Genomic DNA, 22,839 nt, shown 5'->3' with positions numbered 1-22,839 from the left:
AAGTAGTAGTAGTAGTAGCAGTCTCCGTTTCCTGAGGAACCTCACGATTCGTTGTCGGCTGGGTCCGTGAAGTCGTGCGGTTCCGTCGCTTCCAAGGGGCAGTTCCCTCTTGGGTGGGACGTTCGTGTTCGTTTCCTCGAAAACGAAACGCGGATTCGCTGGCCCGGCCAAGCGCGTTCGGTGCGTGGACTGCCCGGCTCATCGCTCCCCCTCAGCGTCAGCGACTTCGAGGAGTGTCTCCGCTATCCATGCCGCCGGGAGGTCGCTGTTGGCGACGCGTTCGATCGCCTCTCGCCGCTCGCTGACGACATCCAATCCATCGTCGCTCATCCGTCGACCCCCCAGTCGGCCTCGTAGCTCGACCGGCTAGCAGCGGTCTTCGGAGCCCATTCGACCCGGCGGAGGTCGTCGATACGACCATCACCCAGCAGGCGGAACGTCGTCTCTCCCGCGTCCGGAGCCGGAATGATATGGTGGGTCGTATCGCCGAATCCCTCGACTACGACCCGACTCCCGAAGGTGGTTCGGACCACCGTCAGCGGAATCTTGCGCCGATTCCAGAGAACTCGGTCGCCTTCCCGCAGGTCTGTGAGGTTCGAGATTCGTTCGTACCCTCCGTCGGTCGCGTGGAACGGACTTGTGTCCGCACACTCGGGACAGTACTCGTACGGTATGCCGCCGCGGGAGACTGTCCGAGTCAGTCGACTGCCGCAGTCCGGACAGTGACGGAACATCAGACTCGCACCCCCAGGTGACCGAGGCGGTGGCTTCTGGCAACGGCTGCTTGGCCTAATTGGTTAGTGCGCGATTCTTCGATCGATAGTTCTGCGTGTCTTTCGGACACATAGTATACTCTGGTCGCATGTGTGTGCCTCCCAAAACAGAAAGTATAGACAGGAAATAGCCTAATATTCCAAAGATTTCTGACTTCCCAACCATATATATCAAACCGAGGTCTGGCGGTGATAAATCAGCACTCCTTAATTTGGCGCAATTCACTGGGATATAGCGCGCGCGAGAATTGCAGGACAGGTCGGTGTCGTTGTGATGATGATCTTGATTCCGGTTGGTCGCACCGCAAAAATCCGGAACCGTGGGTAGCTCACGGCGAGGTTGGCGACGTTGCCGGATGCCGGCTGTGTTGAACTCCTATTAGTTAGGCACTATTCTCGGTGAAACAGCCGATAAGTAGGGCTGCGAAGTTATCACCTGTTAGCCAGATAATTACAGATAAGTACTATGACACTATATGATTGATATGTTGGGCCAAAGGCTTGATGCAGAAGAGACGGACCGTGTGCTGAATACCTTATCCCATGCAAGTCGCCGCCGATTACTGTTCACACTCTATAAGGAACTGAACTCGGGAGAAGGAGAACGTATCAATTACACTGAAATACATTCGCTCAGTCCTGAGAAGAAACGTATATTACTTTATCACACTCACCTCCCCAAACTAGAAAAATTTGGGTACATCAAGTGGAACGAAGTCGAGAAGACAATACAGAAAGGTCCTCAATGGGAAGAAATTGAACCAATTCTCGAACTCATCTACTCTCATCTGTGCGAACTTCCCCATTTCTCCAAGGTAAACCACCCGATACAAACGGAACCAAATGCTAAGTCGTTCGTCTGTACTTACCCTGCCCCTCCCAGAATCTGTTGGCAGTTGAGGATTTCAACAGAGCCATCTACTCCCAAATCTCGATGTGGATCACCATACAGTGGACCGATCGATCTGACGGCGGTTCCAGTAGTTTAAACAACTATCAGGAATCGCGTCATGGGTTCCTATATGGCCCACGCTGCATTGTCCAGCAGGAGGGAGTACGTCTACCAGCGATTGGTTGTGGACGGAACTCGCTATACGACCGCCGTGAACGAAACCACCGATACTTTCGATACCCCCCGATCTACAATAGAGACGGACATCAGTCGCCTTCCACAGTGGGTCGATTCACTTGACGACGAATTACGGTTCCAGGCAGCCTCTCGCATACTAGAAATTCGAAGGAATCGCCAGCACCTGCATCGACTTGCAGATGCTGCTCACGACCACGGTGATCTCGCCACAGAACTTTCGATTCGGCGGAATATCGACCGATCACTCGTTGATGAGATAACGGTATGGGAGCGTATGGGGCTGCTCAGAGCTGCTAGTGACGAGCGTTGACATTGAGAATGAACAAGAGCAGCCACAGCCCTGAGTTTCCTCACGCGACTCTAGATCGTGCTGAGATTCTCGGAGCGCATCAATGCTTAGATGGCGAATTTAATACGATGCCAGCAGCTCTGGGAATGAGACCATCCTCTATGCTCTGCTCATCGGTATTCCATGGATCTGGTTCACATTGTCCGCTGGGAACCTCGTCTATGTGACTGAGAGAGTCAGTCACGAGCGACTTGAGGTCGTGAGAAGCGACGGCGTGTTCACTCTCAGTGGTGGTGTTGTCATAGTTTCATTACTACACTTCACTTTGGCCGCACTCTACGCGGTAAGTCAGCAGGTCTCCTAATACGGCCGATATTGAGCGAGCAGTCGCTCCTGAAACGTCGAGAAAAGCGTCTAGAAGCTTTGAACCCTTATTCCGGAAGCCGGTGGAGGGATTTGAACCCTCGGCCTATTCCTTACGAAGGAATCGCTCTGCCAGCTGAGCTACACCGGCGCGTGCAATCAGTCGTACTGCCATGATGGGAATAAGGGTTGCGAATGTGCGTCGCCGTGTCCCGGACTCACTTGGTCAGGAGTTGAGACTAGTTGTCTTGATGCGTATCGTTCCCGAACTACTTGGTCGAGACTACATTTCATCATTTACATAAGTTTCACTAATAACGCTCTTCACAGTTGAACCCATACCCTCGTCCAGCAATGTCTATCGACCGAGACACCTTCGAGAACACGAGCGAGGAAGAACTCGCTGACCTTTCGGTCCCGGAGCAGGTCCTCGGGTTTCTCGCCGCTAATGACGAACGGGCGTTCAAGGCCCGTGAAATCGCCTCCCAGATCGGTGTCGACGAGGGGGCAGTCAGCACCGCGCTCTCGCGGCTGAAGGATCGGGACGTAGTCGAACACAAAGCGACGTACTGGGCGGTAACTGACGACACTGGGCGACTCGAACGATACAGTGGCTACGAGCGAGCGACTGCCCTGTTCAACGATCAACTCGGTGCAGAAGAGAAGGAATCCTGGCGCGAACACGCCCCCAGCGACCCCCACCCGAGTGCGGAGAACGAACGGTGACGGGCGAGGGATCGCTGCCGATCTTCGAGCGAGGGGATGTCATCTACGGCGACGACCCGTTCAAAGGAGAGGCGGATGCCCGACCGTGGCTCGTTCTCTCGAACCACGAGGGACGGCCGTTCCATGGCGATCAGTACATCGCGCTGACGTTGACGTCGAAACCTTGGATGGACGGCCTCATCGATATCCCTGCGGAGAGTTGGCTTCGTGGCGGAACTCCTGAGAAGAGTCGAATCGCTCCGTGGGCTGTTCAATCGATCGACCACGAGGATATCGATTTCTGGCAGGGCCGGCTCGACAACGACCTCGTCGATGAGGCGGTGGCTGCGCTTGTCGACGAATTCCGATAGCAGACCACTCTCGTTTCAGCTTCACTACTCCTCAGTTTCGAAGAATCCGCACGTCCACACAGACGTTCTCCTCGTGGGGCGCGTACGACCGCACCTCTCGACGCGTCAGCACCTCCACCTCGTAGCCCGCGGGCTCGGCGACCGCCCGGATCGCGCGCTCGCCGGGGCCGAAGGGGTCGTCCTCGTGGGCGATGTCGTAGAGGTGGAGCACGCAGTCGTCGCCCGCGAGCCGAACCGCGGTGTCGAGGAACTCGTCGGCGCTGTGCGGGAGGTTCATCACGACCCGGTCGGCCCATCCCTCGTAGTCGGCGGTCGTCTCGCGCACGTCGCCCTCCAGCGCGGTGACGCGGTCGGCGACGCCGTTGCGCTCGACGTTCTCGCGGAGGTACTCGATCGCGGCGGGGTTCACGTCACAGGCGAGCACCTCGGCGCCGCGGGCGGCCATCGGCACCGCGAACGGGCCGACGCCCGCGAACATGTCGACGACGTGCTCGCCCGACTCGACCTGCTCGGTGACGCGGTGGCGTTCGGTGGCGAGCCGCGGCGAGAAGTACACCTCTGCGACGTCGAGCGCGAACTCGTGGCCGTACTCGCGGTGGACCGTCTCGGTACTGTCGCCGTGGAGCACGTCCCATTCGCGGACGCGGTACTCGCCGGCGACCTTCGAGGCGCGGTTCACCACCGTCTCGCAGGGCACGTCCGACTCGATGATCGCGTCTGCGATCTGCCGTGCGCGCTCGGGGTCGTCCTCGTCGAGGATCACGATGTCGCCGAGGCGCTCGTAGGAGGGCTCGAACCCGAGGACCTCCGCGGGGGGCGTCGGCCCGTCGCGCTGGGCGGTCTCGCGTTCGACGACCTCGTAGCCCGCCTCGCGCGCGGCGGCCGCGTCGACGACGGGAACGAAGATATCGCCGTCCTCGACGTCGATCTCGCGGTCGCCGTCGAGCAGGTCGCGCTCGGCGAGCGCTGCCCTCGTCGCCTCGCCCTCGCGGACGGGGGCGCGGACGCACGGCGTGGTCATACCCGGCCTCGGCCGGCCGCGCGAAAAGGGCTACCGGTCCGCGTTCGGCGTCGATTCGGTGTGCACGTCGCCACCGAGCAGGGCCGACACGTCGAGGTCGGCGACGAGCGCCGCGGCCGCCTCGTACGGGTCGCGCGCCGGTCCGGGTTCGGCGGGACGCTCGCGCCCCGCGTGCTCGAAGACGGCGTCGACGAACGCCCCCCGGACGGCCTCGACGGCGAACACGTCGTGGAGGTACGTGCCGAGCACGTCGCCGACGGCGGCGCTCCCCGGCTCCAGCGGCGTCTCGACCACGTCCTCGTCCGCCGGCTCCACTGGCTCAGTCCGTCCCATGTGGATCTCGTATCCCGACACCGTCCCCGCTACGCCCGCGAGCGGGCCGGCGCCGTCGACCGTGACGGTCGTCTCCCGAACGCGTTTGTCCTCGTGAAAGCGCGTCTCGACCGGGAGCAGCCCGATCCCGGCGACCTCGTCGGCGTCGCCGGTGCCCTCCACGGCCGCGTTCGTGATACGCTCGCCGAGCATCTGGTAGCCGCCACAGATCCCGACGACCGGGCCCTCAAACGCCCGGAGTCGCTCGTCGAAGCCCGCATCCCGCAGCGCCAGCAGGTCGTCGACGGTGTTCTTCGTCCCCGGGAGCACCACCGCGTCGGCGCCCGCGAGGTCGGCGTCGAGGGGGACGTACGCGACGCGCACGCCGGGTGTGCGCGCAAGGGGATCCAGATCGGAGAAGTTCGACACACGGGGGAGCCGGGGCACCACGACCGTCACCGCGGCCGCGTCGGCGACGCCGTCGTCGGCGCCGACGACCGCTCGGGTGTTCCCGTCCGGGAGGGCGACGCTGTCCTCCTCCGGAAGTCCGGGGTCGTCGTACGGGAGTACGGCCGCGACGGGGACGCCCGTCCGTGACTCCAGCTCCTCGATCCCCGAATCGAGGAGGGAGGCGTCGCCGCGAAACTTCGTGATCGCCGTCGCCGCGACGCGCCCGCCGAGGTCGTCGGGCATCAGTTCGAGCGTGCCGTAGAGGCTGGCGAACACGCCGCCGCGCTCGATGTCCCCCAACAGGAGGATCGACGCGTCTCCGAACCGGGCGGTCTCGACGTTCGCGAGGTCGCGGTCGTGGAGGTTGATCTCCGCGATGGAGCCGGCGCCCTCTGCGACGATCACGTCGTGCTCGGCCGCGAGTCGCTCGTACGCCTCGCGCGCGGCAGTTCGCGCCGCCTCCCAGTGCTCGTCGTAGTAGGTGCCGGCCTCGTAGTGACCGACCGCCTCGCCGTCGATCACGAACTGGCTCTCGCCCTCGCCGCGGGGCTTGAGCAGGACGGGATTGGTGTCCGTCGTCGGCGTGATCCCCGCCGCACGCGCCTGCACGAACTGCGAGACGCCGATCTCCCCCCAGTCGCCGTCGGCCGTGAGCGCCGCCCGGGCGTTGTTGCTCATGTTCTGCGCCTTGAACGGCGCGACCGACACGCCGGCGTCGGCGAGGCGGCGGCACAGTCCCGCCACGACGGTGCTCTTGCCGACGTGGCTCGCCGTGCCGGCGACGAGGAGCGTGGCGGCGTCGTCGGCGTCATCGTCGCCACCGTCGCGGCGACCGTCCGCGAGCGCGGACACCTCGTCGTCGTCCCTCGCGCTCCCGCGCTCGCGTTCGGCCATCAGTACTCGGTACCCTTGCGGGCGCGGTGGCCCTCGTCGAAGGGGTGTTTCACCTTGCGGACGTTCGTGATCAGGTCCGAGGCGTCGGCGAGGTACTCGGGCTCCTCGTGACCGCCCGTGAGGACGAGCTCGAGGGCGTCGGGCTTCGACTCGACCAGTTCGAGCAGATCGTCCGCATCGACCAGCCCGCGGTTGGCGGCGTACACCACCTCGTCGAGGACGAGCATGTGCGCGCCCGCCTCGGCGTCGCCGTCGAGCGCCAGCGGCGCGGTCAGGTCGGCGTCGGCCCACCCGTCGACCAGCTCGCGGGCGCGCTCGAACCCCGCCGCCGCGCGGGCGGCGTGGTCGTCCTCGTCGGTGCCGTCGGCCATCGCATGCCAGCCGTAGTGGCCGGAGTTCTCGTAGGTGATCCCCGGGATCGCGGCGATGGCGTTGTACTCGCCGCGGACGTCCTCGACGCTGTCGGCGCCGCCCTTCATGAACTGGAGGAGGTGCACGCGATAGCCGTGGCCGGCCGCCCGGAACGCCATCCCCAGCGCGGCCGTCGTCTTCCCCTTCCCGTCGCCCCACCACGTCTGCACGAGGCCGAACTCCTCGGGCGCGCTCGCGTCGATGTCGCGTGCGGCGGGGGTGACCCCCTTTCCGGGCGTCCGGGCGCGGGAGGTCTCGGCGGGTTCTTCGGAGCGGTCGGCGGTGCGTTCCTCGTCGTCGACTGCGGGATTCGTGTCGGTCATGAGTGTTTCGTACGGTGTGGATCGGCAAACGATCTCGGGTCGATTCGGAGGGGGTCGGTCCTTCGGCGGCTCACAGTCGCGTCACCTCGGTCTCGCGGTCGGTGACGACGCCGTGCTCGGCGTCGGCGACGGAGTCGGGAAGCGCCACGTCGCCGGCGGCGTATCGCGACTCGAGGCTCGCGCGGACGGCGTCGCGGACGCACGCCCGGGCGGCGCTCCCGACCGGCGTCGCGCTCCCCGAGAACGTCGTGGGCTCGCCGTCGCGCGCGCTGCCGACGACGACCGCGTCGGTCGTCGTGCCCGGGAAGCCCGTCGCCGCGAGCAGGGTCGCGGCCTTCGCCTCCGCGGTGACGGCGACGAGGTTCGCGAGCGCGCCGTCGTCGAGGCGCCGGGTCGTCGCGACGAGGACGTTCACGGTGCCTCGGCCGACGCCGTCGCGTTCGGCGTCCGTCTCCGGCGCGGAAGCGGCGGCGTCATCCGGGTTCGCCTCCATCGGCAACGCCGCGGGGTTCGACACCCCCGCGGTCGCGACCGCGATGACCGAACCCGAGCGCGCGACCCGCGCGTGTGGCATATCGACGCCCGTCAGGAGCACCGGGGCTCGTCCGCCGCCCGCGAACCCGGCGTCCGCGAGCCTGTCGGCGGCGTACGTGTCGAGGTCGGTCCGTTCCCAGCCCTCGGGGACCGAGACGTTGTACGCCGCCGGGGCGTCCGCGAAGCCGCCGTCCCAGCCGGTCGAGAGCCAGCGCGTGTCGGGGCGGCGCAGGCGGAGGACGCCGTCGGCGACCGCGGTCTCAAATCCCACGAAGCACCTCTAACAGGCGGTCGTTCTCGGCGGACGCCCGGACCGCTACTCGAACGTGGCTGTCGAGCCCGCGGAACGTTCGCGCGTCGCGGATCGCGATCCCGGCCTCGGCGGCGCCGTCGACGACCGCGTCGACTCCGCGGTCGCCGGCGTCGAGCAGGAGATACGGCGCGTCCGAGGGGTGGACGCCGTACCCCGCCTCGGAAAGCGCCGCGCGCATCCGCTCGCGCTCGGCAGCGACGCGCTCGCGGGTACGCTCGACGAACTCCGGTTGGCGCATGCAGTGGGTGCCGGTCGCGAGCGCTGGCGCCCCGAGGTTCCAGGTACGGCGGGCGTTCGCCAGCGCCTCCCCCCACTCGCCGGTCGCGACGGCGAACCCCGCGCGGATGCCGGGCAGGCCGAACAGCTTCGTCAGCGAGCGGGCGACGATCACGCCGTCCATCCCCGACAGCGACGGGCGGTCGGTGAACCCGAGGAACGCCTCGTCGACCAGCAGCGGCGTTTCGGCGTCGCGACACCGCACAGCGAACGCCCGGAGGTCGTCGTCGGGATAGGCGTTCCCGGTCGGGTTGTTCGGGGTGCACACGATCGCGAGGGCGTGCTCGGCGGGGTCGATCTCCAGTATTTCGGCCTGCGGAACGAACGACGGCTCGCCGCCCTGCAGGCGCACCTCGCGGGCGTACTCCCCGAAGCTCGGGAACGGCACCGCGACCGAGTCGCCCGGCTCCACGGCGAGTTCGATCGTCAGTCGGATCGCCGCCAGCCCGCCGGGGGTCGGGATCACCTCCTCGGCGTCGCAGTCGACGTACTCGGCGGCCGTGCGGCGGTACTCGACCGGCGGCTCCCGCGGGTACGTTCGCGCGGCCTCGAAGGCGTCGCGGTAGGCCCCCTCCGCGCCGTCGGGGACGTGCGGGTTCGTGTTCGCGCTGAAGTCGAGCACGTCGGCGTCGTCGCTGCTGCCGTGCGGAGTTCGGGGCGTGTCGCGTGCGGTGTCGAAGTTCATGCGTGGTCTCCGTGATCTCCATGGTCGTCGTGGTCGGGCACCGTCTCGGTTCTCTCGCGTCGGTGACGCAGGAGCGCCCCGGCGACGCGCAGGTCGCGCGGGCGGTTCACGTTCACCGCGAGGCGCTCGTCGGCAACGACGAGCGTGTTCTCCTCCGCATCCGCTCGGTCGTCGTCGCCGACGACGTTCAGTCCGGTGGGCGCCCCCTCGCGGCCGTCGACTGTCGTCGTCCCCTCGTCGACGCTGGCGCCGACCTCGCGCTTCAGGCTGACCGGGACGTACACCGCCAGCGATTCACCCGCGCCGTCGGATCCAGAAGCGCCAGCACCGCCGCCGGCGGCGGCGTCGACCGCGCGGTCGACCGCCTCAGCCGTGAGCAGCGGAAGGTCGCTCGCGACGGTGAGCACGGGTCGGTCGACCCGCTCCAGCGCGTATCCGAGGTCGGCGACGTAGCCGTCGCCGGGGGCCTCGATGACCGTCAGGTCACCGCGCACGACGAGATGTGCCGCGGTCGCGGGCGTGTGTGGGGAGACGACCGCGTGGACGCCCTCGACCTGGCTTCCGGCGAGCGCGTCGAGCACGCGGTCGACCATCGGAACGCCGCCCACCTCGACCAGCGGCTTCTCGGTCCCGTCGCCGACCGCCCCGAGGCGGGTGCCTCGGCCGCCGCACATCACGAGAGCGTCCACGCGATCACCCCCACGTGGAGCCCGACGACGCGGGCCAACTCGTTCGTCGCGCCGAGCACGTCGCCGCTGACGCCGCCGAGTCGGCTCCTCGCCCACCACAGCGCCGCGGCGGCGACGACGGCGGCGGCGCCGAGGACGGCGACCCCAGGCGCGATCGCGGGCCAGCCGACGAGCGCGACGGGGCCGGCCACGAGCGCGACCCCCACGAGCGATCGGGGCCCGGACTCGGCCGTCAGCGCCGACCCGAGCCCTTCGTGGGGCGCCTCACCGACGCACACGAGCGCCGCCGTCGCCGCCTTCGCGGCGACCTCCGCGCCGATCACGAGACCGACGGCGGCCCGCGGGGCGAACCGTGTGAGGTCGGCGAGCAGCGCGGCCGCGGCCGCGAGCCCGAGGACGACCAGTCCGAGCGCCAGCGCGCCGCCGACGCCGAGAGAGCTGTCCTTCAGCACCTCGCGTCGGCGGTCGGCGTCGCCGTGGACGACCGCCGCGTCGCCCAGGTCCGCGACGCCGTCGAGGTGGGTGATCCCGGTGACCGTGTACAGCCACGCGACGAACAGCACCGCGATCGTCTCGGTCGGGAGGACGGCCCCGATCCCGCCGGCCGCCAGCGCGACCGCCGCGATCGGGAGCGCGACGAGCGCGCCGATGGGGTAGCCGGCGGCCGGGATCGCCACGGGCGTTCGCCGGAACGCCTCCCAGCTCGCCTCGCCGTGCCCGACCGGAACGCGAGACAGGAACCCGAGCGCGCCGGCGACGGCGGCGATGGGGGTCGGAGTCACGACCCCACCCCCGCCATCGCCGCGGCCGCTCCGGCGAGCAGGAACGCCAGCGCCCCCGCAACCGCGACCGCGCGGACGCCTCGCCGCGCCTCGGCGAGCGAGGGAAGCGCGGCGTCGGGGTTCAGCGTGTACGAGTCGGGCTTCTCCAGTCGGACGCCGAGGGCGGCGGCCGCGGTCGCCATCGGCCACCCGGAGTTGGGCGAGGCGGGGACGCGCGCCCAGCGTCGGGCGTCGGCGAGCGATCGCGGCGACCCGGCGGCGACGGCGAGCAACACGGCCGAGACGCGGGCGGGCACCCACATAACCGCGTCGTCGAGGCGGGCGCTCGCGGTGCCGACCGGCTTGTCCGGATAACCGAGCATGGAGTCGAGCGTGTTCACGCCCTTCACCCAGGCGGCGGCCGCGACGCCGACGGCGACCGAGACCTGCGCGCCGAGCGCGAACGCCAGCAGGGGGGCGACGAGCCCGTCCGCGAGGTTCTCGGCGGCGCTCTCGACGGCGGCGCTCCGGATCCCCGCGGCCGACAGCGACGACGTGTCCCGGCCGACGAGCGCGATCGCCGACTCGCGGGCGGCGTCGGCGTCGCGGTCGGCCGCCTCGATCACCTCGCCCGCGACGGCGACGAGCATCCGCAGGCTCGTGAGCGAGAACAACGCGAGGCCCGCGACGGCCGTGGTGACGACGGGAGCGATGGTGCTCCCGTATCCGGCGGCGACGCTTCCGGTCCGGACGGCAGTACCTACGCTGCCCGCGACGACGGCCCACGCGACTGCCGCGAACGCCAGCGGGAGGACGGCCGCGACGGCGACACCGACGACCTGCGGGCGAGTCCACTCGCGGTCGACCGCGCCGACGACCCGTCCGAACAGCGGGATCGGGTGTGCGCGACTCGGCGGCTCCGCGAACGCCGCGTCGAGCACTGCCGCCAGCCCGACGGCGGCGAGGGCGGTCAGCCCCATCGCTCCGCAACGACCGACGGCAGTTCCGGAAGCGACACCTCCTCGACCGGGACGAACCGCGCGCCCGCGTCGGCGGCCCCGCCGTCAGTCTCCGGGTCGTCGCCGACGTGGAGGAGCCGCTCGACCGGGACACCGATGTCGGTGGCGACGGCCTCGAACGCCCGCGCGTCGGGCTTTCGCCACCCGCACTCGACGCTGGCGACTACGGCGTCGAGGTCCTCGGCGTCGACGGTCGACCGCTCCAGCGCCCGCCCGACGAGCCCGGGAACGCTACAGTTCGACAGGACGCCGACGGGGTACTCCTCGGCCAGCGTCGCGACCGCCTCGGCGGCGCCGTACCTGGTCTCAATCGGTCGGTCGAACGCCGCGCGGACGGCCACCGCGGCGTCGTCGACGAACGCACGTGGCTCGCACTCCGGGTCGCGGCTCGCCAGCGCCGCCGCGACGTGGTGGTGGAGCGGTCGTTCGACGCCCGCCGCGTACTCCAGGTGTGGCTCGGCGTACGCGTCGGTCCAGTCGTCGGGGACGGTGACGCCCCGTTCGCGGAGTTCGGCGGCGACGGCCGCGGCGGGGTCTGCGGGCGCGTCCACGTCGACGAGCGTGCCGAACAGGTCGAACGAGACGGCGGCGACGCCGCCGTGGTCGCCCGCGTCGTCCTCAACGGCGCCGCCCGACCCCACTTCAGATCGCCTCCAAAAACGAGTCGAACCCGCCGCTCTCGGGGTGGACGTGCGCGTACGTGCCGAGCGTCCGGTGCTCGGTCAGGCCGTCCATTCCGTCGACGATGCCGTCGCCGCGGACCACCTCGAAGGCGAATCGGGCGTCCTCGGCCACCTCGGCCGAGGAGTAGTGGAACTCGTGGCCGCGACGGGTCTCGCCCGCCCGGGCGGTGAGCGTGTCGCCGCGGGAGCGAAGCTCGACGTGATCGAGCGCCTGATACCGGTCGTGCATCCGCACGTCCGCCGGGAGGACGCCGGCCATTTCGTGGGTGTCGCCGTCGGCGGTCGTCAGCGTCTCCGCGAGCGCCATCAGCCCGCCGCACTCCCCGAGCACCGGAAGTCCCTCGGCCGCTCGGTCCGCGAGGTCGTCGAGCGCGTCGCTGTCTGCGAGCGCGGGCGCGTGGAGTTCGGGGTAGCCGCCGGGGAGGTAGACGGCGTCGCAGTCGGGGAGCGCGTCGCCGCGGGTCGGCGCGAACGTCGCGACCTCGGCGCGCTCGCGGAGGCGCTCCAGCGTCGCCGGGTAGCGGAACGCGAAGGCGGCGTCGTCGGCGACGGCGACGCGTTTTTCGGTCGGCAGTCGCGGGTCGCGCTCGGGCGGTCGCGGCGGCTCGCGCGCGAGGTCGGCAAGCGCCTCGGCGTCGAGGTGGTCGGCGGCCGCATCGAGCGCCTCGTCTGGAAGCGGCGATTCCTCGCCCATGTGGAGGCCGAGGTGCCGGTCGGGGATCTCCAGATCCGGATCCGGGGGGACCCGTCCGAAGTAGGCGATCCCCTCGGGCAGCGCGTCGCGGATCCCCTGTTCGTGGCGGCCGCCGTGTGCGCGCTGGGCGATCACGCCTGCAACGTCGATTTCGCGGCCGGCGTGGGCGGCGTACTCGCGAAACCCCAGCGCCGTCGCGGCGACGCTCTCCATCCCCGCCTTCGCGTCGACGACGAGCACGACCGGGAGGTCGAGCACCTCGGCGACCCGAGCCGTGCTGGACCCGTCGCCGTCGTACAGGCCCATCACGCCCTCGACGACGCAGAGGGCGGGGGACGACGTCCCCCGCGAAGACGGGTCGCACCCGTCGGAGCCGCCGCGGTGGTAGTTTCGCCGGAGCCCCTCCTCACCCTGCATCCAGATGTCGAGCGTCCGGGAGGGGACGCCCGCGACGCGCTCGTGGTGGCTCGGGTCGATGAAGTCCGGGCCGGCCTTCGCCGGCTGGACCGCGTAGCCGGCGGCGTCGAGCGCCCGGATAGCCGCGAGCGTCGCGACGGTCTTTCCCACCCCTGAGGCGGTTCCCCCGAGAACGAACCCCCTCACGGCTCCCCCTCCGGCGCCGCCGCCGAGTCTTCGGGCGGCCCCTCGACGACCTCCTCGGAGGCGTCGGCTCCCGCGAGCAGCCGGTCGTACACGTCGACGATCCGCTCGCGGAGGTCGGCCATCGAGGCGGCCGACTCGTCGACGAGGTGGAGCGCGCCACCCATGCCGACGCCCTCCTTCGCCTCGCCGGCGACGTACGCCTCCATCGCGGGGTGCTCGACCCCGTCGAACTCGGGGTCCGTGACGGTCAGATCGACGCCCAGCGAGTCGGCGAGCCCGGCGATCCCGGCGGAGCCGTCATCGGCGACGAACGACGTGGTCGCGAGCGTCAGCGGCGCGTCGACGCCCGCGTGGCGGACCAGCGCCGCGGCGGCGGCGAGTTGCGTCCCGCCGGCGAGCGTCACCTCCGTGCCCGACTCCACGGCGCCCGTCGTCAGTCCCGCGACCGCCGCGAGCACCGGGTCGCCGACGGCCGAAACCGCCCGAAGCGGGTCGTCGGCGGCGTCGCCGGGCGCGAGTCCGCTGGTGTCGAGTCCCTCGGCGACGACCCGCCGCTTCAACTCGAGGGGGTTCTCCGGCAACGACGACGACACCGCCGGCTCCTCGCCCAGCGCGGCCAACACGCCGAGCGCGGTGGTCGTGCCGCCCGGGATCGTCTCCCCGATCACGAGCCGGTCGTCGGGGAGCGCCGCTCCGAGTTCGCGCGCCCGCTCGTACGTCCTCTCGGCATCGGGGACCGCCGTCGGCTCCCGCACGTCCACACCGGGCCCCTCGCCCACGTCGATGGTCGGCGCTCCCGTCCGGCCGGCGATCCCGGCGTCGACGCCGATCACGTCGAACCCGAGCAGCTCCCGCGCGGCGCGCGTCACCACCGCGGGAGTCGGGCAGCCCGTCGGGCTCACCGGCACGACCGGCGCGAGCGTCGGCTCGCCGTGAACGACCACGTCGAGGTCGGCCCCGGGGGTGTGCCGCATCAGTTCCGGGTCGGCGCCGGCCGCGCTGATCCCCGGTTCCGCCGCGGTCTCGGTCGTCCCGCCGACAAGGACGAGCCTCACACCCGGACCTCCGACTGCTCGGGTGAGTCCGGTCGGTGTTGGGTCGCCGATGACTTCTGCATGCCAGTAGGAGACACGGCGCCCGGTATAACAATTATGAGTGTGTTAGGACAAATCCGATTGACTCCGTCGCTCCGGCTCTTCCGCGCCTCGGTCGCTCTCTCGCAGCGCCGTCACCATCGGCGAGCCGACCGCGGGGTCGTCGTTGACGACCGTGCGGACGCCGAACGCGTCCGCGAGCGCGTCGTCGGAGAGGACCTCCCGCGGGGTTCCGGTCGCGCGGACCGACCCGCCCGCGAGCAACACGAGCCGGTCGCACACCCGCGCCGCGAGGTTCAGGTCGTGGATCGCCGCGAGGGCGGCCTTGCCGTCGTCGACGCTCTCCCGGACGAGTTCGAGCGTTCGGACCTGGTGGTTGATGTCGAGGCTGGCGGTCGGCTCGTCGAGCAGGAGCGCGGGCGTCTCGGCGGCCAGCGCCCGGGCGAACAGCACGCGCTGACGCTCGCCGCCCGACAGCGTCGTCACCGAGCGGTCGGCGAACTCCGTCACCTCCGCACGCTCCATCGCCCGTTCGACGGCCTCGCGGTCGGCCTCGGTCGTCGTCCCGAACCGGGAGACGTAGGCGGTGCGTCCCATCTCGACGATCGCCTCGACGGGGAACTCGAACGCCGTGTTCGTCTCCTGTGGGACGGTGGCGACGTGACGGGCGACCTCGCGTTGGGACAGCTCCCGGCGGTCGCGGCCGTCGAGTTCGACGGTGCCCCCGTCGATCCCGAGCGTGCCGTTCACGGCGGCGATGAGCGTGGTCTTGCCGGCGCCGTTGGGCCCGACGAGCCCCACGAGCTCCCCGCGGTCGACCGACAGCGAGACGCCGTCGAGGACGCGCTCGCCGCCGCGGGAGACGACGAGGTCGCGGACGGCGATCATCGGGGTCTCGCCGGCGGTGTCGCCGTCGGTTCCTCCCGGGGTCTCATCGGCGTCGTCGCCGGCGGCGACCTCGTCGCGCCGCTCGCTCACAGGTCGTACACCTCCCGGGTCCGCAGCAGATACAGGAAGAAGGGAGCGCCCACGGCGGCGGTGACGATCCCGACCGGCAGCTCCGCGACGCCCGAGCGAGCGAAGGTGTCGGCGGCGACGAGGAAGCTCCCGCCGGCGAGCGCGCTCGTCGGCAGGAGCACCCGGTGGTCCGGACCGACGAGCAGGCGGACGCCGTGGGGGACGATGAGCCCGACGAAGCCGATGACGCCCGAGACGGCGACCGCGGCGCCGGTCAACACCGACGAGACGGCCAGCAGGACACGCTTGCTCCGCTCGGCGTCGACGCCGAGCGCGACGGCGTCCGTCTCGCCGAGCAGGAGCACGTTCAGGTCCCGGGCGTACGCGAACAACACGAGCGTGAGTGCGGGGACCACCACGGCGGCGGCGGTCACCTCCGACCAGCTCGCGCCGCTGAGGTGGCCCATCAGCCAGTACGTCACCCGCCGGATCGACTCCCCGGAGTGGAGCAGGAGATACGAGACGACGGCCCCGAGAAACGTCTGCACGGCGACGCCCGCGAGCAGCAGCGTCGCCACGGGCGTGCGGCCGTCACGACTGGCGATCAGGTACACGCCGAAGCCGGCGCCGAGCGCGCCGCAGAAGGCGGCGATCTGGAGCCCGGCGCCGTCGGCCAAGAGCGGCCGGAGCGGCCCGAGCAGCGTCAGCACCCCGGCGGGGGCGACGATCCACGAGACGGCGCCGACGGCCGCCCCCGAGGAGACGCCGATGATCCCCGGATCGGCCATCGGGTTGCGGAAGAACCCCTGCATCACCGTGCCGGCGGACGCGAGGCCGACGCCGACGAACGCCGCCAGCAGGATCCGCGGGAGCCGCACCCGCATGACGATCGCCTCGTGCGTGCTCGACACCGGGAACGCGAACGGATGCGCGAACTCGACGCGGAGGGGGAGGCCGGCAGTCACCGGTCCGCCGCCCCCGGCGGCGTTTGCAGCCCACTCGACGCTCACCGGGACCGCGACGGCGTTGGCGACGACGGCCGCCACGGTTCCGGCGGGAACCGACACCGGACCGATGCCGGCGCTCACCGTCACGACGCCGACGAGGAGCGCCAACAGGGCGGTCGAGTAGCTGGCGGTGCGGCGCCAGACGCGTGTCACGATTGCAAGGCCGCTTGCATTAGATAAATATTTATTGTCTTATCGGGACGCTGGGAACGTGACACGACGGACACGGACGCTGTTGATCGCGACGCTGTTGGTCGTCGCCGCGGCGGTCCCGGCGGTCGGGGCCGCGGGGACGGCCGCACAGACGGCACCGGACGACGGATACGCCGGCGTCGGGGAGTCGACGGCCGCACTCGGCGCGGACGACGCGGCGAGCGCACAGACGGGGGCGGCCTGCGAGTTCCCGGTCACCGTGACGGACGCGACCGGGACCGACGTGACGATCGACGAACGCCCCGAGCGGATCACGACGCTGAACCCCAGCGCGGCACAGACGATGTGGGAGATCGGCGGCGAGTCGCAGGTCGTCGGCGTGAGCCAGTTCGCGCTGTACCTCGATGGCGCCGACTCCCGGACGAACGTCTCGGCGGCCGGCTTCGGCGTGAGCGTGGAGAAGGTCGTGGGCACGAACCCCGACCTCGTGCTCGCGCCGAACGCCAGTTCCCCCGACACTGTGCAGTCGCTGCGCGATGCGGGACTGACGGTGTTCCACTTCTCCGGGTCGACGACGATCGAGGACGTGCGCGAGAAGACGGCGCTCACCGGCCGGCTCACCGGCAACTGCGAGGGCGCCGCCGAGGCGAACGCGTGGATGGACGCGAACGTCGAGACGGCGACCGAGGCGACCGCCGACGCCGAGGACAAGCGCGTGCTGTACCCGCTCGGCGGCGGCTACATCGCCGGCAGCGGGACGTTCATCTCCGCGATGATCGACACCGCCGGCGGCACGAACGTCGCCGCCGAGCGCGACCTCACCGGCTACCCGCAGATCAACGACGAGGTCGTCCTCGAACTGGCGCCCGAGTACCTCGTCGTCACGGGTTACTCGTCGTATCTCGTCGGGGAGGAGCCGTACGCGAGCACGCCCGCGGTGCAGAACAACAACACGGTTCGGGTGAACCGAAACTGGATGAACCAGCCCGCGCCGCGGTCGGTCGTCATGGGCGTGCGGACGCTGGCCGAGGGGTTCCACCCCGAGGCGGCCGCCGAGGCCGACTTCGCGACGCGTGCGGATGCGGTCGCCGCCATGGAGACCGAGACCCCGACCGCGACCGAGAGTCAGCCGATCACCGACACGACGCCCGAGACGCGTACGACCAGCGCCGGGGCGACCGAAATCTCCGGACCCGGGTTCGGCGTCGCGCTCGCGGTGCTAGCCGTGCTCGGCTCGGCCCTGCTCGCGCGGCGCGAGCGGTAACCCTCCACGAGTTTTATTTCGTCTTACCGGGACCGCTCCCTCATGAGCGCGAGCCCCGCCGAGCGCCTCCGCGAGAACGCCACCGGCGTCGTGAGCACTATCGTCACCGGCGTGTGGCTCGCAGCCATGTTCACCGGCCAGGACTGGTGGCTCGCGGCGCTGTTGTTCGGGTACATCGTGGTCGTCCCGGTCACGGCGATGCTGTTCGGCGACGAGGACGACATCGAGAAGTGGTGGGACGAGGAGGTGAAGGGGATCGAGGGACTCGACAGCTCCGACGGGGAGACCGACACTCGCCACGAGAAGCCGCCGACCGACCCCGACACGCGCGACGCTCTCGACACCCTCCGCGACCGGTACGCTCGCGGCGAACTCACCGACGAGCAGTTCGAGCGGAAACTGGAGCGGCTGCTGGAGTCGGAGTCGCTGGAGGACGTGGAGGACCGATTCGAGCGCGAGCGCCGGGCGAGCGATCGGGAGCGGCGCGAGGTCGAACGGGAGTAGCGCGGCCGTCGCGGCCGCGACCGCGGTCACCGCCCGCCGATAGCACCCTTTTTCCGCGCGGGCGCCGCCCCTCCCGTATGGTCGAGAACGTCCTCTACCCCGCGTACTTCGATGCGGCGCTCACCCGCGCCGAGGGGCGACGCGTCCCCGAGGACCTCGCGGTGGCGGAGCCGACGGTCGACGAGATCGCGCAGGCCGTCCAGCAGGTCGGCTACGACGCGAAGATCGAGCGCGACACGACGTACAGCCGAGAGTACGAGCCTCGCGGGCGCGTGGTCGCCACGGGCACCGAGGAGACCGCGAAGAACGACCTCGTGCAGGCGGTGGGCGCCTACCTCGGCGTCATCCGCGGGGACTGACGCGGCGCCGTGGTGGTCCCATGAAGCGCGTCGGCGAGGTCGTTCGAACCGCCCAGGGGCTCGCGGTCGTGCGCGTCCCCGAGGACGCCGAGCCCGCACGCGTCGGCAGCGAGGTCGTCGACGAGTCGCTCTCGACGGTCGGCCGCGTCGTCGACGTGTTCGGTCCGGTCGAGCGCCCCTACGTCGCGGTGTCGCCGACCGACCGCTCGCGGTTGACCGGGCTGCTCGGCGCGAAGCTGTACGCGCGGTGAGGTGACCGCGTCGGGGCGGCCGCTCCGACGCGCGGCAGTCGCCGGACTTTATCGTCCGGATGGGTATCGACTTCTCACGCCAACACATGTCCGGAGAAGGCACCCGCCAACCGGCGGCCGAACTGGGGCTTCTCGACGCGACCATGATCGGTATGGGCGCGATGATCGGTGCCGGGATCTTCGTGTTGACCGGTCTCGCCGCCGAGATATCCGGCCCCGCCGCGGTACTCGTGTTCGCACTCAACGGCGTCGTGACCGCGTTCACCGGGCTCTCGTACGCCGAGCTCGCGGCCGCCATCCCGAAGTCGGGGGGCGGCTACGCCTTCGTTCGGGAGGTGTTCGACGACGTGGGTTCGTTCGTGATGGGGTGGATGCTGTGGTTCGCATACATGATCGCGGGCGGCCTGTACGCGCTGGGGTTCGCGCCGAACTTTCTCGAACTGCTCCACGTCTACGGGTTCGTCCCCCCGCCCGAGTCCGTCGGCGCGGTCGCGCTCCCGGTCGTTCCCGTCGATATCCCCGCGGCAGTCGCGCTCGCGATGACCGCGGTCGGCCTGCTCGTCGTCGTCAACGCGGTGTCGACGGCCGCCAGCGGGAGCGTCGAGACCGTCTTCACGATCGTGAAGGTGTCCATCTTGGTCGTGTTCGTCGCCTTCGGGCTGGCATCGGCCGGGGGTGGCGGGGAGACGAGCTTCACGCTCCAGAACTTCGACCCGCTGTTCCCGGACGCGGCAGGGGCCGCGAGCATCCTCCCGGCGATGGGGCTGACGTTCATCGCCTTCGAGGGGTACGACCTCATCACGACCGTCACCGAGGAGGTCGAAAACCCCCGCGAGAACATTCCGAAGGCCATCTTCGTCAGCCTCGCGGCGACGGTCGTCGTCTACCTCGCGGTCGTCACCGTCGCCGTCGGGACGCTCGGCGCAGAGGGGCTGGCGGCGGCGGGGGAGGCCGGGATCGCCCGTGCGGCCACCTCGTTCATGCCGACGGACCTGCCGATCATCCGCAACGGCGGCGCGGTCATCGTCTTCGGCGCGGTGTTCTCCACGGTCACGGCGCTGAACGCCGTCGTCATCGCCTCCTCGCGCGTGGCGTTCTCGATGGGCCGGGAGGGGCAACTGCTGCCCTCCTTCGGCGACATCCACCACCGCTACGGGACGCCGTTCGTCGCCATCCTCGCCAGCGCGGTCGTGATGCTCGCGTCCGTCTCGCTGCCCACCGCGAGCGCGGGCAACATGTCGAGTCTCTTCTTCCTCCTCTCGTTCATCGTCGTCAACGTCGCGGTCATCCGGCTCCGCCGGCGCCGTCCCGACATGGCACGCCCCTACGAGATCCCCTACTATCCGATCCCGCCGCTGTTGGGGATCGCGTTGAACACGATCCTGGCGGGGGTGCTCGTGGAGTACCTCCTCCGCACCGACCGTCTCGCGCTCGCGTTGAGCGCCGGCTGGATCGCCGTCGGCCTCGTCGTCTACTACGCGCTGGAGCGGTACCGCGGTCGGTCGGCCGACACCACTCCCGACTCGGAGGGTGCGGCCGCCGGCGCAGCCGACGCGCCTAACACTGACGAGAGGGACGGGTGAGTATGGCAGGACCACTGCGCGTCCTCGTCGTCGGCGGCGGCCGCGTCGGTGCTCACGTGGCCCGCCTGCTGGACGATCGGGGTCACGACATCGTCGTCATCGAGCGGGACCCCGACATCGTGGACGAACTCTCCGACGAGTACGTCGCCACCATCATCCAGGGCGACGCGACACGCCCCAGCATCCTCGAACAGGTCGGACTCGACCGGATCGACGTCGTCACGGCGCTGACCGGCAACACCGGGACGAACCTCGCGGTGTGTATGGCCGTCTCCCAACTCGCGCCGGAGGTGTGGACGGTGATGCGCACCGACCACGCGCTCGGAGACGAGTACCACCGCTTCGTCGACGCCGTGGTGTTCCCCGAGCGCGCCGGCGCTCGCGCGGCGGTCAACTCCCTCGAGCACGGCGTCCGTTCTCTGGAGGACGTCACGGGGAACCTCGAGATCATGGAGATCGAGGTCGTCGACGGGGCGCCCGTCTCGGGCCGCTCGCTGACCGACGTGGCGCTGCCCCGCGGGAGCCTCGTCGTCTCCGACGCCGACGGCGAGCGTATCGCCGGCTCGGAGATGGTGCTCGAACCCGGCCGATCGTACATTGTCGCCGCCGAACCCGACGTGAGCGACGAGGTGTTGAACCTCATGCGCGGGGGCGCCGACCGCAGCGACTGACCGCGGCCCGTCGCTGTGGTGACCGCGGTCCCGGCACGCCCGACGCGTCGCGATCGCGCCCGCCGCGGCCCCGAACCCGGTATCCGCGGCGGCCGTCCCGTCAGGCTTTACCTGCGGCGTCGCAAACCCCGGTTCAACGATGGCACGAGCAGCCGAACGGGCCGAGTTAGTGCCCGTCATCGGGCTGGAGGTCCACGTCCAGCTCGAGACGGACACCAAGATCTTCTGCGGGTGTTCCACCGACCCCGTCGAGGAGGAGGAGCCCAACACGCGCGTCTGTCCCACCTGTCTCGGGCTCCCCGGAGCCCTCCCGGTGCTCAACGAGGCGGCCGTCGAGGCCGCCGTCAAGGTGGGGAAGGCGCTCGACGCCGACATCCCCGAGGAGACCCGGTTCCACCGGAAGAACTACTACTACCCCGACCTCCCCAAGAACTTCCAGATCACCCAGTACGACGCGCCGCTGTGTGCCGACGGGGAACTGGAGTTCTCCCACGAGGGCGAGCGTCGCACCGTCAGCGTCCGCCGCGCCCACCTCGAGGAGGACCCCGGGAGCCTGCGCCACGTCCGCGAGGGCCCCGCGGACCTCGACGTGCGCACCACGTCGGTCGACCGCGCGGATTACTCGCTGGTCGACTACAACCGTGCGGGCACGCCGCTGATGGAGGTCGTCACCGAGCCCGACTTCCGCGACCCGAAGGAGGTGCGCGCCTTCCTGGAGAAGCTGGAGGAAGTCCTCGAATACCTCGGCGTGTTCGACGCCGGCCGTGACGGCAGCCTCCGCATCGACGCGAACCTCTCGATGATCGAGGCGAACGAGGTCGACGACGACGGCGCCATCGACGAGGCGGTGCTCGAGTCCGCCAACCGCACGGAGGTCAAGAACATCTCCAGCCACAAGGGCGCCGAGCAGGCGCTGAGCTACGAGCGAAACCGCCAGGAGAACCTCATCAAGCGCGGGAAGGCCGTCGAACAGGAGACGCGCCACTTCAACGAGACGCACGGCAACACCGTCTCGATGCGCTCGAAGGAGGAGGAGAAGGACTACCGCTACTTCGGCGAGGCGGACCTGCCCGCCCTGCAGGTGTCCGACTGGAAGGAGCGCATCGCCATCCCGGAGCTTCCGGACGCCCGCCGCGAGCGCTTCCGGGCGGAGTACGGCCTCGACACGGAGGCGGCCTCGAAGCTCACCTCCCGCAAGGCGGTCGCCGACTTCTACGAGGACGTCGCCGAACAGTTCGACCCGGACCTGGCGGCCGCATGGGTCGCCGACACGCTCCTCGGGGAGCTGAACTACCGCGACATGGCGATCGAGGACGTGACCGACCGCCTCGACGAGTTCACGCGTCTGATCGAACTCGTCGACGCCGGCAAGGTGACGACGAAGAACGCCGAGGAAGTCGTCCTCCGCGCGATGCTCGATGAGGAACTCGGCCCCGACGAGGTCATCGAACGCGAGGGGCTCGGTACCGCCGACGACGACGAGGTCGCGACGGCGGTCGCGGAGGCGATCGAGGAGAACCCCGACGCGGTCGACGACTACCACGCCGGCGAGGGCGGCGCGATCAACTTCCTCGTCGGGCAGGTGATGGCCAAGACCGGCGGCTCGGCGGCGCCGGACGACGTGAACGCGATGTTGCGCGAGCAGTTAGACGGGTAACCGACGACGGGTTCGCCGTCTCGATGACGCGGTCCCGCTCAGGATCGTCCTCCCCCTTCTCGCCCGCGTACTCAAGCCGC

At 69.7% G+C, this 22,839-nt stretch carries 25 protein-coding genes and 1 tRNA gene; 10 read left to right on the top strand and 16 right to left on the bottom strand.

Annotated elements, in window-relative coordinates; all coding sequences use genetic code 11:
* Positions 1–198 precede the first annotated feature (198 nt).
* Both ABJD39_RS05820 and ABJD39_RS05815 read right to left on the bottom strand, forming a co-directional pair.
* The gene (locus ABJD39_RS05820) at positions 199–330 is read right to left on the bottom strand and encodes a hypothetical protein (RefSeq protein ID WP_348612996.1); all 132 of its coding nucleotides are present in this window, start codon (positions 328–330) and stop codon (positions 199–201) included.
* Complete coding sequence (locus ABJD39_RS05815) at positions 327–734, bottom strand: zf-TFIIB domain-containing protein (protein ID WP_348612994.1); 408 nt, start codon at positions 732–734, stop codon at positions 327–329. The genes ABJD39_RS05820 and ABJD39_RS05815 overlap by 4 nt, the downstream gene beginning before the upstream one ends.
* A gap of 1,061 nt (positions 735–1,795) precedes the next feature.
* On the opposite strand from ABJD39_RS05815, the gene ABJD39_RS05810 reads away from it, so the two are divergent.
* Complete coding sequence (locus ABJD39_RS05810) at positions 1,796–2,173, top strand: hypothetical protein (protein ID WP_348612992.1); 378 nt, start codon at positions 1,796–1,798, stop codon at positions 2,171–2,173.
* Between the two features lie 420 nt (positions 2,174–2,593).
* Here ABJD39_RS05810 and ABJD39_RS05805 read toward each other — a convergent pair.
* Positions 2,594–2,666 (bottom strand) — tRNA-Thr (locus ABJD39_RS05805).
* A gap of 203 nt (positions 2,667–2,869) precedes the next feature.
* Between ABJD39_RS05805 and ABJD39_RS05800 the strand changes: the two genes are divergently transcribed.
* The gene (locus ABJD39_RS05800; protein ID WP_348612990.1) at positions 2,870–3,241 is read left to right on the top strand and encodes a MarR family transcriptional regulator; all 372 of its coding nucleotides are present in this window, start codon (positions 2,870–2,872) and stop codon (positions 3,239–3,241) included.
* A complete protein-coding gene (locus ABJD39_RS05795; RefSeq protein ID WP_348612988.1) occupies positions 3,238–3,591 on the top strand; it encodes a type II toxin-antitoxin system PemK/MazF family toxin in 354 nt (117 codons plus the stop codon). Before ABJD39_RS05800 ends, ABJD39_RS05795 begins: the two co-directional genes overlap by 4 nt.
* A gap of 31 nt (positions 3,592–3,622) precedes the next feature.
* Here the strand turns inward: ABJD39_RS05795 and ABJD39_RS05790 are convergent, their stop codons facing one another.
* The 13 genes from ABJD39_RS05790 to btuC all read right to left on the bottom strand — a co-directional run bounded on the left by ABJD39_RS05790 (position 3,623) and on the right by btuC (position 16,470).
* A complete protein-coding gene (locus tag ABJD39_RS05790; protein ID WP_348612986.1) occupies positions 3,623–4,612 on the bottom strand; it encodes a class I SAM-dependent methyltransferase in 990 nt (329 codons plus the stop codon).
* 30 nt (positions 4,613–4,642) lie between these two features.
* Positions 4,643–6,268, bottom strand: coding sequence for a cobyric acid synthase (locus ABJD39_RS05785; protein WP_348612984.1), 1,626 nt, complete (start codon positions 6,266–6,268; stop codon positions 4,643–4,645).
* Positions 6,268–7,002 carry a cob(I)yrinic acid a,c-diamide adenosyltransferase gene (locus tag ABJD39_RS05780; RefSeq protein ID WP_348612982.1) on the bottom strand — a complete coding sequence of 245 codons (735 nt, stop codon included), beginning with the start codon at positions 7,000–7,002 and terminating at the stop codon, positions 6,268–6,270. Before ABJD39_RS05780 ends, ABJD39_RS05785 begins: the two co-directional genes overlap by 1 nt.
* A 70-nt stretch (positions 7,003–7,072) precedes the next feature.
* Positions 7,073–7,807, bottom strand: coding sequence for an adenosylcobinamide amidohydrolase (locus ABJD39_RS05775; RefSeq protein WP_348612980.1), 735 nt, complete (start codon positions 7,805–7,807; stop codon positions 7,073–7,075).
* Entirely contained in the window at positions 7,797–8,810 is a 1,014-nt protein-coding gene (locus ABJD39_RS05770; RefSeq protein WP_348612978.1) for a threonine-phosphate decarboxylase, read from the bottom strand. Before ABJD39_RS05770 ends, ABJD39_RS05775 begins: the two co-directional genes overlap by 11 nt.
* Positions 8,807–9,484: an NTP transferase domain-containing protein gene (locus ABJD39_RS05765; protein ID WP_348613710.1), complete on the bottom strand. Its 678-nt coding sequence runs from the start codon at positions 9,482–9,484 to the stop codon at positions 8,807–8,809. The genes ABJD39_RS05770 and ABJD39_RS05765 overlap by 4 nt, the downstream gene beginning before the upstream one ends.
* Positions 9,484–10,281: an adenosylcobinamide-GDP ribazoletransferase gene (gene cobS, locus ABJD39_RS05760; protein ID WP_348612976.1), complete on the bottom strand. Its 798-nt coding sequence runs from the start codon at positions 10,279–10,281 to the stop codon at positions 9,484–9,486. Before cobS ends, ABJD39_RS05765 begins: the two co-directional genes overlap by 1 nt.
* Complete coding sequence (locus tag ABJD39_RS05755) at positions 10,278–11,240, bottom strand: CobD/CbiB family cobalamin biosynthesis protein (RefSeq protein ID WP_348612974.1); 963 nt, start codon at positions 11,238–11,240, stop codon at positions 10,278–10,280. Before ABJD39_RS05755 ends, cobS begins: the two co-directional genes overlap by 4 nt.
* Positions 11,231–11,920: an HAD family hydrolase gene (locus ABJD39_RS05750; protein ID WP_348612972.1), complete on the bottom strand. Its 690-nt coding sequence runs from the start codon at positions 11,918–11,920 to the stop codon at positions 11,231–11,233. Before ABJD39_RS05750 ends, ABJD39_RS05755 begins: the two co-directional genes overlap by 10 nt.
* Before the next feature lies 1 nt (position 11,921).
* Positions 11,922–13,259, bottom strand: coding sequence for a cobyrinic acid a,c-diamide synthase (locus ABJD39_RS05745; RefSeq protein ID WP_348612970.1), 1,338 nt, complete (start codon positions 13,257–13,259; stop codon positions 11,922–11,924).
* Positions 13,256–14,314 carry a nicotinate mononucleotide-dependent phosphoribosyltransferase CobT gene (gene cobT / locus ABJD39_RS05740; protein ID WP_348612968.1) on the bottom strand — a complete coding sequence of 353 codons (1,059 nt, stop codon included), beginning with the start codon at positions 14,312–14,314 and terminating at the stop codon, positions 13,256–13,258. Before cobT ends, ABJD39_RS05745 begins: the two co-directional genes overlap by 4 nt.
* A 105-nt stretch (positions 14,315–14,419) precedes the next feature.
* Positions 14,420–15,331 (bottom strand): heme ABC transporter ATP-binding protein, encoded by a 912-nt coding sequence (locus ABJD39_RS05735; protein ID WP_348612967.1) that lies wholly within the window; start codon positions 15,329–15,331, stop codon positions 14,420–14,422.
* Complete coding sequence (gene btuC / locus ABJD39_RS05730; RefSeq protein WP_348612966.1) at positions 15,328–16,470, bottom strand: vitamin B12 ABC transporter permease BtuC; 1,143 nt, start codon at positions 16,468–16,470, stop codon at positions 15,328–15,330. The genes ABJD39_RS05735 and btuC overlap by 4 nt, the downstream gene beginning before the upstream one ends.
* A 58-nt stretch (positions 16,471–16,528) precedes the next feature.
* Here btuC and ABJD39_RS05725 point away from each other — a divergent pair, with 58 nt between their 5' ends.
* The 7 genes from ABJD39_RS05725 to gatB all read left to right on the top strand — a co-directional run bounded on the left by ABJD39_RS05725 (position 16,529) and on the right by gatB (position 22,759).
* Entirely contained in the window at positions 16,529–17,734 is a 1,206-nt protein-coding gene (locus ABJD39_RS05725) for a PGF-CTERM-anchored ABC transporter substrate-binding protein (RefSeq protein ID WP_348612964.1), read from the top strand.
* Between the two features lie 42 nt (positions 17,735–17,776).
* Positions 17,777–18,238, top strand: a complete 462-nt coding sequence (locus tag ABJD39_RS05720; RefSeq protein WP_348612962.1) for an SHOCT domain-containing protein — start codon at positions 17,777–17,779, stop codon at positions 18,236–18,238.
* Between the two features lie 77 nt (positions 18,239–18,315).
* Positions 18,316–18,597: a signal recognition particle subunit SRP19 gene (gene srp19 / locus ABJD39_RS05715; RefSeq protein WP_348612960.1), complete on the top strand. Its 282-nt coding sequence runs from the start codon at positions 18,316–18,318 to the stop codon at positions 18,595–18,597.
* Between the two features lie 20 nt (positions 18,598–18,617).
* The gene (locus ABJD39_RS05710) at positions 18,618–18,848 is read left to right on the top strand and encodes an H/ACA ribonucleoprotein complex subunit GAR1 (protein ID WP_348612958.1); all 231 of its coding nucleotides are present in this window, start codon (positions 18,618–18,620) and stop codon (positions 18,846–18,848) included.
* A gap of 86 nt (positions 18,849–18,934) precedes the next feature.
* Entirely contained in the window at positions 18,935–20,431 is a 1,497-nt protein-coding gene (locus ABJD39_RS05705) for an APC family permease (protein WP_348612956.1), read from the top strand.
* A gap of 2 nt (positions 20,432–20,433) precedes the next feature.
* On the top strand, positions 20,434–21,102 hold the full coding sequence (locus tag ABJD39_RS05700; RefSeq protein WP_348612954.1) for a potassium channel family protein: 669 nt from the start codon (positions 20,434–20,436) through the stop codon (positions 21,100–21,102).
* Between the two features lie 139 nt (positions 21,103–21,241).
* Entirely contained in the window at positions 21,242–22,759 is a 1,518-nt protein-coding gene (gatB, locus tag ABJD39_RS05695; protein WP_348612952.1) for an Asp-tRNA(Asn)/Glu-tRNA(Gln) amidotransferase subunit GatB, read from the top strand.
* Positions 22,760–22,839: the final 80 nt, after the last annotated feature.

The sequence above is a fragment of the Halobaculum rarum genome (genome assembly GCF_040025155.1).
Lineage (GTDB): Archaea > Halobacteriota > Halobacteria > Halobacteriales > Haloferacaceae > Halobaculum > Halobaculum rarum.
The sequence above is the reverse complement of the archived record's forward strand: the minus strand, read 5'-3'. Positions and strand labels throughout refer to the sequence as shown.